At 33.7% G+C, this 12,486-nt stretch carries 7 protein-coding genes; all 7 read left to right on the forward strand.

The features are described 5' to 3' along the window. The coding region (locus tag IW20_RS26885) for a tail fiber domain-containing protein (RefSeq protein WP_205625917.1) at positions 1-1,479 on the forward strand (1,479 nt) is incomplete at its 5' end. Between the two features lie 276 nt (positions 1,480-1,755). Further along, the gene (locus tag IW20_RS18670) at positions 1,756-3,024 is read left to right on the forward strand and encodes a gliding motility-associated C-terminal domain-containing protein (RefSeq protein WP_035625936.1); all 1,269 of its coding nucleotides are present in this window, start codon (positions 1,756-1,758) and stop codon (positions 3,022-3,024) included. A 64-nt stretch (positions 3,025-3,088) separates the two neighbouring features. Beyond that, on the forward strand, positions 3,089-4,027 hold the full coding sequence (locus tag IW20_RS18675; RefSeq protein ID WP_035625938.1) for a PorP/SprF family type IX secretion system membrane protein: 939 nt from the start codon (positions 3,089-3,091) through the stop codon (positions 4,025-4,027). A 12-nt stretch (positions 4,028-4,039) separates the two neighbouring features. Further along, positions 4,040-5,977, forward strand: a complete 1,938-nt coding sequence (locus IW20_RS18680; protein WP_035625940.1) for an OmpA family protein — start codon at positions 4,040-4,042, stop codon at positions 5,975-5,977. A 118-nt stretch (positions 5,978-6,095) separates the two neighbouring features. Beyond that, positions 6,096-6,443 (forward strand): hypothetical protein, encoded by a 348-nt coding sequence (locus tag IW20_RS18685; RefSeq protein ID WP_035625943.1) that lies wholly within the window; start codon positions 6,096-6,098, stop codon positions 6,441-6,443. A gap of 146 nt (positions 6,444-6,589) precedes the next feature. Next, positions 6,590-10,513 carry an Ig-like domain-containing protein gene (locus IW20_RS18690; RefSeq protein WP_035625945.1) on the forward strand — a complete coding sequence of 1,308 codons (3,924 nt, stop codon included), beginning with the start codon at positions 6,590-6,592 and terminating at the stop codon, positions 10,511-10,513. A 302-nt stretch (positions 10,514-10,815) separates the two neighbouring features. Further along, positions 10,816-12,405: a bacillithiol biosynthesis cysteine-adding enzyme BshC gene (gene bshC, locus IW20_RS18695; protein WP_035625949.1), complete on the forward strand. Its 1,590-nt coding sequence runs from the start codon at positions 10,816-10,818 to the stop codon at positions 12,403-12,405. Positions 12,406-12,486 lie beyond the last annotated feature (81 nt).

A 12,486-nucleotide genomic window follows, 5' to 3' on the forward strand; every position in this document is an offset into this window, starting at 1 on the left:
GGAACAAAAGGAGACAAAGGTGATGCTGGAGCGACAGGAGCACAAGGACCTATCGGATTAACGGGAGCGACTGGAGTTGCAGGTGCAAAAGGAGACAAAGGAGATATTGGTGCAACTGGAGCACAAGGTATTGCTGGAACAAAAGGAGATAAAGGTGATGCTGGAGCAACTGGAGCAGCAGGCGCAAGAGGTTTAACTGGAGCACAAGGACTAATTGGTTTAACTGGTGCAACAGGACCAAAAGGAGATGCAGGAAATGCAGCGCCAGTTTATACGGCTGGTGCAGGAATAGTAGTTGATAATACAAAAAATATCATTTCTGCTTTATACACTACAAATTTATGGAACGCTAACCAATTGCAAGGTCGTCCTATAAGCACTACGGCACCAACAGGAAATCAAGTTTTAGCTTGGAGTGGAAGTAATTGGGCACCTGCATCAATTGGCCCAGAACCTTGGAGAGTGGCTGGTACAACAAATGAAGCTACTTCAAATACCCAGAATATATATCAAATGGGTAGAATAGGTATTGGGACTAATAGTCCCAGTAAAGAATTGAGTGTTGTAGGTAATGCGGTAATTTCTAAATCACTACAAGTCGATGGGGAAAATGTAGGTAACGGAACAGTCAGAACAGGTTTGTATTTTGGGTCTACTACTAGTGGAGAAGGAATTACTTCAAATAGAGCTACTACAGCAAATGGGAATGTGTATGGATTAGATTTTTGGACTGCTAATACTAAACGTATGTCTATTGCTAGTAATGGTAATGTAGGTATTGGTAAACTAAACCCAGAAACCGCATTAGATGTTGTAGGTATAACTAGAAGTAGTGTTCTGCAGGTTAATAATGGGCTTTCAACAGGAAACTATAACAATCCAGCCGAACTTAATTTTGTTAGAAATGCTGCATTTGACAGATGGATTTTAGGAGCCTCTCTTGGCGGAAGAGGTAATGATATTTTTGAATTAGTTCATGTAGCAGGAAGTTCTTTTACTAATAGAGTGTTTGTTTACAATAGAACAAATAGCAGTTTTGCAATTAATCAAGCTGATGCAAATGCTTCTTTTAGATTTTATGTAAATGGTGCAGCGGGAGGAACGACAACTTGGTCGCAATCATCAGACAGAAGATTCAAAAAAGACATTGCTCCAATTACAAATGCATTAGATAAAATAATGAAAATTGATGGGGTAGGTTACAACTGGAAAGCGGATGAATTTAAGGAAATGAGTTTTGATCAAAAACATCAGTTAGGAGTAATTGCTCAGGATATTGAAAAAGTATTGCCAGAAGCAGTTACTGTAGATGACAAAGGATACTACTCCGTTTCTTATACTACAATTATTCCAGTATTAGTAGAAGCTGTAAAAGAGCAACAAAATGAAATCTTGTCACTTCAAAAAAATCAAAAAGAGCAACAAGAAGAATTAGAAACTCTTAAAAAATTGGTGCAAGAAATTATAGCAAAAAAATAATTAAATGTGAGTACAGTCTTTATTAAAGACTGTACTCTTTTTATAAGTCTAAAATCGGCACTTTATTAAACTACTGATTTTTAATGTAAAACCACTTGGTTTACCTGAGTTTACAAGAACAGAAATACCTTAATATGGTGTTTTTTGGACGTTATTAGGCTTCTAATTTTTGTCACTTTGTATTATAAACATTGGGCTTTACAGCTACAAGAACAAAGCATCGATAAAAAGCTACATTCATTTCTAATCTGCATACAGGCAGTAAATTCAATTTTTATGAAAAATATATTCCCATTTATAAAAAAAGTAACGACGCTAATTGTTGTCGTTTGCTATCCGGACTTTAATTTGCAGGCACAATTATTAAACCCCGATCAAATTAAAGTTACTTCTGGAACTTTAGTTTCAGTACATTTTGATTTTAAAAATGCTGCTACAGGAGAGTTTATTAATGACGGACAAGTACATATTTTTAATCATTGGACCAATGATGGTAAGGTAAGTTTTACGCCTTCACAACAAGGAACAACTTATTTTACAGGACAGGAAGAACAAATTATAGATGGAGAAATACCTTCAACTGATGTTTACTCTCGTTTTAAAAATGTTACGTTCAATAATTCTTATGCATCGACTCCATTTTTACTAGCAACAGATATTTCTGTTTCAGGCAATTCTAATTTTCAAAAAGGAATTATAGATGCCGATAGTTACAACGGAAAAGTAATCTTCGAGAGTAATGCAACACATACAAATACAAATAATAACAGTTTTGTTGATGGTAGAGTTACAAAAATAGGAACAGCAGCATTTGAATACCCTGTTGGAGATGCAAATTATTATCGTCCATCTATACACGGAAGCTCAGGTGATAATTCAGATACATATACCTCACATTATTTTTTACAAAACTCAGATACTAATTATCCTCATAGTAGCAAACAAGATAATATTCAATTAATTGATAATAAAGAATATTGGGAAATATCCAGAGATAAAGGTCTTACGGATATTGTACTTACACTAACCTTAAATCCAGATACAACACCTTCCTATATCTATCAGGAAATGGCTAGTACAGAAATACAAATTGTAAGATGGGATAATGTTACCAAAAAATGGATTTCGGAAGGCGGAGCAACAGATGATGCACAAACTATGGTTACTGCCAAAGTTACAGATTACGGCATTTTTACATTAGCCAGAGTAACTAAAACTCCAGGAGAAAAAGAAGAAGAAGATCTTATTGTTTACAACGCTTTATCTCCAAATGGCGATGATAAAAACGACTTTTTCCTTATAAAAGGTATAGATAAGTACCCTGATAATAGTGTTGAGATTTATAATAGATGGGGAGTTTTGGTTTACGAAACCAAAGGTTATAACGAAAGTGATCGCGTTTTTAGAGGATTCTCAGACGGACGTGTAACGATCAATAGAGGTGCAGGTTTACCAACAGGAACCTATTTCTATATTCTAAAATACAATACAAAAACGAAGTTCAAAGAAAAATCAGGTTACTTATATATAAATCAAGATAATTAAAATGCAAGATGCTTTTTTAGATAAGCACGGAAGGGAATAATGAACCTCTTTAAAAATAATTAAAATGAAAACACTAAACATAAAATTATTGATCCTTATTTTGTTCACTTGTAATTACATAAGTGCACAGCAAGATTCGCAATACACACAATATATGTACAATCCTAGTATTGTAAATCCAGCATATGCAGGTTCGCGTGATGTCATGAGTATATTTGGGCTTTATCGCGCACAGTGGGTTGGGCTAGAAGGAGCACCAAAAACAGGAACACTTTCTTTGCATACACCTATAGAGAATTCAAAGGTAGGTCTGGGATTTTCACTTGTTAATGATCGAATAGGACCATCAGACGAGACAAATTTTGCTGCAGACATATCCTATACTATAGATGTTTCTTACCGATATAAATTGGCTTTTGGAGTAAAAGCGAACGCCAATTTAGTAAACATCGATTATACCAAGCTAGATATTTTTGATCCATCAGATTCTAGATTTCAAGAAAATGTAATCAATAAATTTTCTCCAAACGTTGGAGCAGGAGTTTACCTATATTCAGATAATACCTATGTAGGACTTTCGGCACCAGCATTATTACAAACAAAACATTTTGATGGATCTGTAAATTACGATGGATCTTCGACATTTTTTGCAAGAGAGCAGGTTCATTATTATTTAATGGCAGGACATGTCTTTGATTTAGATTATAATCTAAAATTCAAACCATCGGCATTGGTTAAAATGACCGAAGGAGCTCCTTTACAAGTCGATTTATCAGCCAACTTTTTATTTAACGAAAAATTTACTGCCGGTGTTGCCTATCGCTGGAGTGCTGCACTAAGCGCATTAGTTGGTTTTCAGGTAAGCGACGGACTATTTATAGGATATGCTTATGATGCCGAAACAACAAAACTAGCCAATTATAATTCAGGTTCACACGAGGTTTTCTTGCGATTCGAGTTATTCAAGAAATTCGATAAAATCACTTGCCCAAGATTCTTCTAAACAAATATTATTATGAAACTAAAAATAGTACTAAGCACCTTATTCTTAATCTCAGGGTTGGGAAGTTATGCCCAAAACAATAAAATTAAAAAAGCCGAAAAAGAGTATGAGCAACTAGCTTATATAGATGCTATAAAGATTTACGAAAATGTTGCTAAAAAAGGCTATAAATCAGCCGATTTATTTCAGAAATTAGGGAATGCCTATTATTTCAATGCCGAGTTACCACAGGCAAATCATTGGTATACCGAGCTTTTTTCGCTTAAGCAAACACTAGATCCAGAGTATTATTATCGCTATTCTCAAACACTTAAATCTGTAGGAGATTATGATAATGCCAATAAAATGCTCGATGCATTTAATATAAAAAACAGTAATGATTCAAGAGCAAAATTATATGAATCAAACAAAGATTATTATGCAAAAATTCAGGAAAATTCAGGACGATATACTATACATAATATTGAAATAAATTCTGAATTGTCAGATTACGGAACATCGTTTTTTAAAGATCAAATCGTATTTGCCAGTTCACGCGAGCGACGTGGAGTTACAAAACATATTCAGAAATGGAACAATCAGGCTTTTTCTACTTTATATACTGCAAAAATAGATGCAAATGATAATCTGGAGAAACCACAACCTTTTTCTAGCACTATCGATTCTAAATTTAATGAGGCAACACCAGTCTTTACAAAAGATGGTCAAACCGTATATTTTACCAGAAACAATTACAATAACGGAAAAAAAGGGAAAAATGCAGAAGGCACAATTTTGCTAAAGCTATACAAAGCAACTCTTGAAAATGATAAATGGGTAAATGTAAAAGAACTTCCTTTTAACAGCGATGACTTTAGTACAGCACATCCGGCATTGAGTCCAGATGAAAAAACATTATACTTTGCGTCTAACAGACCTGGTACATTAGGAGAATCTGATATTTACAAAGTAGCAATTTATGGAAATGATAGTTACGGAAATCCCGAAAATCTGGGGAATACTATAAATACTGAAGGCAAAGAAACTTTTCCGTTTATATCGGCAGAAAATGAACTTTATTTTTCTTCTAATGGGCATCCGGGATTAGGAGGTTTAGATGTTTTTGTTGCCAAAATGAATCCACGAGGAAGTTTTGAAAAACCGAATAATGTAGGTATGCCAATAAATGGTCCGATGGATGATTTTGCCTTTATAATCAATACTAATACTAACACCGGATATTTTTCTTCTAATCGAGAAGGAGGGAAAGGATATGATGATATATACAGTTTTACCGAAACTAAAAAACTTGAATATAATCAATTAATAGCGGGAACAGTTATTGACAAAGATACCCAAGGTTTTTTGGCTGGAGCCAAAGTAATAGTATTAGATGAAAACAGGAATGTTATAAAAGAAGTTTTAACTGATAACAATGGAAAGTTTATTTATGACGAAGCCGAATCTGGAAAAACTTATTATATACGAGTTTCAAAAGACGAATATCTTACTGAAGAACAAAAGCAATATATAACATCAGAAAACGGAAAAATAGATGTAAAGATTGCTTTAGAAAAGAACATCAAGAAACTAACTCCGGGAACAGATTTAGCTAAAATATTTGCCATCGAGAGAATATATTTCGATTTAGATAAATCTGATATTCGCCCAGACGCAGCTTTAGATATTAGTAAAGTTATAGCAGTTTTAAATCAGTATCCTACTATGAAACTGCAAATTACTTCGCATACAGATAGTCGTGCTTCTAAATCTTACAACCTTATGTTATCGCAAAAAAGAGCACAGTCTACTCTGGATTTTATGGTAAAATCGGGCATTGCCAAAAACAGATTAACAGCCAAAGGATATGGAGAAAATCAGCTAGTTAATAAATGCGCCGATGGTGTAGCATGTTCTGAAGAAGAGCATCAGCAAAACAGAAGAAGCGAGTTTATAATTACAGCCATGTAAAGCCTGTAAAACATCAAGAAGTTATTTTATCTGATAAAATAAAGCTCATTCTTTTTGGCGGTCAAAAAAAGAGTGAGCTGGGCTTCTGCCAAATTTAAAAATTTAAAATAGATACAATATGAAAAAGAAAAAAGTACTTGTATATGATAGTCAGCATTGTTTCTCGAGATTTTTAAAATATGAGTTTAAAAAAGATTTTGCATTTGATGTCTATAAAAACTTCAAAAAATTCGACAACATAATCGAGCATTATACCATTATGTTGTTTGTTGTTAATTCGGATAAAGAATTATATGATCTCATTCGAATTTATCAAAGAGGAATCCCTTTGATTGTTTCCACATTTAATAAAGAAATAAAATCAAAGTTAGAAATGATAGATGATATTCTATTGTTTGATCCTTCCAAAGTAAAATCAGAAATGCGAGCAGAGCTAAAATTCTTTCTCAATGTTACTTCTAATTAATACAATAATTAAAAATTAGAATGCACCAGAAACAATCCTTTGTTACAGAAAGGATTAAATAAAGAATTTGTAGTTGGAGAATAATAGATCTAAGAGGGAACTCATAAGAGCAATCCTATTTACCAAAAACAAATAAAAAATAAATTATGAAAAATATAAAATTACTAATACACTTTTTTGTCTTTCTACCATTGATTGCTGCCGCGCAAGGGCTCGATTTTACAGCTGTGGCAACACCTGTATTTTGTGTAAACGATGGTTCAATTACCGTAACAGTTTCCAATGAGGTAGGACACGTACAATACGAATTGGTAAATTATTCAGGAATATCAATAAGATCTGTAATAGGAATTCCGCAAGATAATCCTGTTTTTCTAAACTTGGCTCCGGGCACTTATACCGTAGGCGTGTATGATGATAATAATGGTACAACTCCTATTACAAAACAGGTTGTTGTACCTAATAACGGACCAGAAAAAACATTAACCATAAGTAATGTTTATTCTAGCCGATTTGCTTATTGTGGCACAGATACAAATCCTGGAGGATTAATGGGAGTTACACCAAGTGGAGGTGCAGCGCCCTATACCATTACAGTATTAGACACTAATGATGTTGTGGTAAGAGAGGCTGTTTCTAATGGCAGCCAGAGTTTCTCAGGTATGCCGGCAGGAACTTATAAGATAAGAGTAAAAGATAATTGTGGTACGGTGGTAAACAGCCTTAGTCCTCATGTTATTGCGCCAAATATTGTTTATGATTTTACTGTTTCTGCCCCTTTGCGCTGGGAGGATGGTTTAAAAGTTGAGAATAACAACGGTGCAGGAACTCCATGTGATCCTGTTACCAATGCTTATTTTGATTTCAATAATTTAGCGGGGTTTCCTATAGTTAGAGGTAACGATGTATTCCCAATAGGTCTGGCTCCAGGAATTACGCCAATGTATGCTGTTGAATACGATGGTATAAAAACAGCCTACATGACTTTCAATGAACTTAGGGCATATAAACAACCCCTTTCGACAGATGTAAAAAACTGGAAACCAATGACTTTGTGGGTAAGTGTTTGCGGGGTAGAAAAGTCTACCGTTTATAATTTATCCTCAAGAAATCAGAATTTTTTACCTAAACCCATTGAAAATGAAGCAATAACATTTTATGTAGCCGACGATCCCGCTAATACACTTTGTGTCCCAACAGGATATGTTAGGTTATCAAGATTATCCCAATTTTCAGGTAATTGTTATCCGCTTATTTTAACCATTACCGAAAAAAATGGAGCAGTGCCTCCACAACAATTTGACTTAACAGGAGGTCAAAACGAGTTTGAAGCCTTTTTAGCTCTTGGAAATACTTATAATTTAAAAATTACTGATGGAATAGGAAGCGAATTAAATAAGTTTTCTTATGTAAATATTACAAGAGGGCAAAACGTAAGATTGAATTCAATAAATGAGATATTTATTGATCCTATAAAATTCCGACCTGCTAATCAGGACGAATTGCCTATTGAATTAGGTAGTATGGCCGATTTTAAAAATTTCGGCAGAAGCCAAATAGGTATCAGAGATTATGCTCTGCCAAAGCCATATACAGCGGCTATTACAGGTCCGAACGGATTTTATATGGAAAAAACGGTTACTAAATCAGATATTTTTGTCGGTACATTATTATCAGATAATCTTGTGTTAGGCGATTATTCTGTTCGTGTAACATCTGCAGCGACATGTTATGATAAAACGTTTCCTATTACACTTGATAGAGTAATAGATAGTATCTCAGTAACTTCTAGAATTACGCCCGATCCTGTAGCGTGCGATCGTTATATAAAGCTTTTCGATTATAAACTTGCTTATAGAGGAACATTAAGACCATACCCAACTAATGTTTTCGAAGATGTATTTAAAGCGCCTGTTATAGGATTTAAAGTAATTGATGGGCCGGTAGGTTATACTCATACTAATGATATGAATAATGGTTGGAGAATGGAGGTTTCTCCTGTAATTACAGCAACTTTTAGAGGAGATATTGCAGGACTTTACAACATAAACCTAGTAGAGACTCGTGATCTGACTAATGTGTATGCTGGACCATTAAAAGTAGATGTTAAGTCAGAATTTCCAGTATTTGATATGAATGGTTCTGGAGGCGCAATTTGCACAGGGTCTACAACTGGTACCTTAAGTGTTGTGGTAAAAAATGCCACGTCACCAGTATATTACTTAAAAAAAGCTTCTGATGCTAATTATCCAGCTACAGGACAGAGCTCATCTGATTTTCCTAATCTTACAGCAGGAGATTATATGGTAAAGGTTGAAACGGCTTGTTATCCGACAGCATTAGAGACTAATTTTAAAATGGATTATTTAAGCAACATAGGAAGTGTAATTACAGGAACTAGTGATTTATGTGATTCAGATGCATTGAATTTATCTCTTAAATCAATAGGGCCAATAACAAATGCCGAATGGAAACTACCCGACGGAACTACTCAAACAGGAAGTTCTTTAGTACTTACTAATCCACAAGCTGGACAATATTCAGTAAAAGTGACAACTCGTTCTGGTTGTGTTGTTACTGATGTGATAGAGGTAAAAGTAAAAAACAGGGCAGTTCTTGCAGATGTTTTAGCAACAGACAAAACTATTTGTTCAGGAGAAACAACTACGTTGCAAGCCACAAGTACTACAATTACAAATCCTTTATTTACATGGTATAGTGATGCTGGTTTAACCAATGTTTTAAGTACAGATGCGGATTTTACTACACCTGTATTAACAGCAGATACAACCTATTATGTTACGGTACAAAATGTCGATGTTTGCGAGAGCATTCCAACTGAAGCCAGAGCAGTAGCTGTAACGCTTAATCCTTCGGCAACAGCAATGGATATTATTGCCGATACTGCAAATACTTGTTCAGATAATACAGCAACATTAGATGCAGATAGTACAACTATCACTAATCCTATATTTACTTGGTATAGTGATGCTGATTTAACTGATGTTTTAGGTATTGGAGCTAGTTTTACAACACCAGAATTAATAGCCGATAAAATATATTATGTTACAGTAAAAGGAGATAATGCGTGCGAAAATTTACCAGGTACAGCCAAAGAAGTACATGTAACGGTACATCCAGCTCTGGTAGTAACACCACCAACACCGCAAATGACAGGTAATCAATGTGTTTTTCCAGAAATTAATTTTTATAGTAATTCTGCTGGAACTTTATATGTTTGGAGCGTTGATGATTGGAGTATTGGTCTGGAAGATAATTGGATTTCGAGTCCTAATATGCCTTCTTTTACAGCGATTAACACAGGAACACAACCTGTAACGGCAACTGTAACTGTATATCCTATTGGAACTTATTGTGGTGCAGGACCATTTACCTTTACAATTACCGTAAATCCTATTATAGTCCTGACTAAACCAGCCGATATAAAGGTTTGCAACGATAATATCGTTTCAGAAATTAATTTTGATAGTAACATAACGGGAACTACATATAGCTGGACAAATGATAATCCGAGAATTGGTTTAGCTACTGTTGGTACAGGAAATATACCTGCTTTTACAGCAATTAACACAGGTGACTCATCCGAAATTGCTACAATAACAGTAACTCCCACTGCGGCAGGCTGCGCTGGTACTCCAGTTGTATTTACTATTGAAGTAAATCCAGAAGGAACAATGAATAAAATTGCAGATCAGAATATTTGTATGGGAGAAACAGCAATATTAACTGTAAGTAGTGCTACGGTAATTAATCCTGTATTTACTTGGTACAGCGATGCTGCCTTAACAAATGTTTTGGCTATTGATGCAACTTATAATACAAATCCTTTAGTTACAACTACATATTATGTAACAGTTAAAGGAGATAATGCATGTGAAACAACTACAGGAATGCCAGTAATGGTAACAGTTTCTGATGCAGGAACACCAACAGGAAGTGCGACACAAGAATTCTGTTTAGCATCAAATGCTTTGGTTTCCGATTTAGTTACAAACGAAAGTAATGTGACTTGGTATGATGCAGCAAATGGCGGAAATATAGTTTTTTGAAAATAGAATATAAAATTGATTCTATTTTTTGAAAATAACAAATATTAAATTCAGCTTTTTCAGGAAATTAGTTTTAAAAAAATATAGATCTCACAAACCTAAAAAACCAATCAACTCATTCAAAATCTGTGAATTATTTTTCAAACAAATTAAAAAACAAGTATTTTCTTTCAATTTGAGCAATGTACTGATTTACAGTTGCTTAAATCGATTTTGAAAAATCAAATCATAAGCAATAGTTAAATCCAATTTTAAGTATAAATTTTGATTAAATTTACAGCTATCAAAAAAAATCAACACTTATGCCAACCGACTGTATCAGCTACCAAAACTCAGGATATTTCTCAACATTGATACATGATTATTTAGAACAAAAATCAGATTTAAAACCATTATATAATAATTTTCCAACTCTGGAAAATTTTGAAAAACAAATTATCGAAAAACAACAAAATTTCGATAATAACAATAGAATCCCCTTAGTTTCTGTCTTAAAAGAACAATATGCTGAAATTGAACTTTCGGATTCCACCAAACAAAATATCAAAGCCTTAGCGCTCCCAAATACATTTACGGTTACTACAGGACATCAACTAAATTTATTTAGTGGCCCATTATATTTTTTATATAAAATCATCTCAACCATAAATCTTACCAACGAATTAAAATCAAAATACCCATCGCATAACTTTGTTCCCATTTATTGGATGGCAACTGAAGATCATGACTTCGAAGAAATCAATTATTTTAATTTTAAAGGTAAAAAGTTCCGATGGAATGCCGAAAGCACTGGACCTGTTGGAAGATTATCGACTAAAGGACTTGAAGATTTTTTCGAAATATATGCTTTAGAATTAGGTTCAAGCATCAATGCCAATGTTTTGAAAAAAATATTTAAAGATGCCTATTTAAAACATGATAATCTGGCAGATGCAACCCGTTATCTTGCCAATAGTTTATTTGCGTCACAGGGTTTAGTAATTCTAGATGCTGATAATGCCAATTTAAAACGTGCTTTTATTCCATACATAAAAGAAGAATTAGAATCTCAAACTTCATACAAAGCTGTTCAGGAAACTATCGAAAAGCTGAAAGATTATACGGTTCAGGTGAATCCACGCGAAATCAATTTATTTTATATTGAAGATAATTTACGCGAACGCATCATTTTTGAAAACGGAAAATATAAAGTTAATAATACCCGAATTGAATTTTCAGGAAAAGAAATCTTTGATTTACTAGACAGTAATCCTGAAAAATTTAGTCCAAACGTGATTATGCGTCCGTTATATCAGGAAATTATCTTACCAAATTTATGCTACATCGGCGGAGGCGGAGAAATCGCTTATTGGTTAGAATTAAAATCATTCTTTGATACTGTAAAGATAACTTTCCCGATGCTTTTAATTAGAAACTCTGTGCTTTTAACTACCGAAAAACAAGCAAAAAAAGCAGATCAATTAAAGTTATCATGGAGTGATTTATTCTCAAAACAAGACCATTTAATCAATAAAAGTACTAGAGAATTATCCCCGTTTTCAATTGATTTAACGCCACAAAAAGAACTTTTGCATAAGCAATTCGAATATCTTTATGAATTAGCAAATCAAACTGATAAATCATTTACTGGAGCTGTAAAAGCGCAAGAAGTTAAACAAATAAAAGGGCTTGAAAACCTAGAAAAAAGACTTTTAAAAGCTCAAAAAAGAAAACTAAATGACATTTTGCAACGTATTATCGATTTGCAAAACGAATTGTTTCCTAATAAAAGTTTACAAGAACGTCAAGCAAACTTTTCAGAATTTTATCTGGAAAAAGGAGAGGAATTAATCCCACTTCTTATTAAAGAATTAAAGCCATTAGAATCTAATTTTAATGTTATTACTATATAAATCACTATACTTGTAGTTCATTAAAAAATAAAAGCCATAAATTTAAAGAAAGTCTGTTTTAGGACTTTGACATTGCTAACT

Origin of the sequence: Flavobacterium hydatis (assembly GCF_000737695.1) — a bacterium.
In the GTDB taxonomy this organism is placed as follows: domain Bacteria; phylum Bacteroidota; class Bacteroidia; order Flavobacteriales; family Flavobacteriaceae; genus Flavobacterium; species Flavobacterium hydatis.

Coding starts and splice junctions, on each gene's coding strand:
- IW20_RS18670 (WP_035625936.1), top strand. CDS start 1,756: ATGAAAAATATATTCCCATTTATAAAAAAAGTAACGACGCTAATTGTT.
- IW20_RS18675 (WP_035625938.1), top strand. CDS start 3,089: ATGAAAACACTAAACATAAAATTATTGATCCTTATTTTGTTCACTTGT.
- IW20_RS18680 (WP_035625940.1), top strand. CDS start 4,040: ATGAAACTAAAAATAGTACTAAGCACCTTATTCTTAATCTCAGGGTTG.
- IW20_RS18685 (WP_035625943.1), top strand. CDS start 6,096: ATGAAAAAGAAAAAAGTACTTGTATATGATAGTCAGCATTGTTTCTCG.
- IW20_RS18690 (WP_035625945.1), top strand. CDS start 6,590: ATGAAAAATATAAAATTACTAATACACTTTTTTGTCTTTCTACCATTG.
- bshC (WP_035625949.1), top strand. CDS start 10,816: ATGCCAACCGACTGTATCAGCTACCAAAACTCAGGATATTTCTCAACA.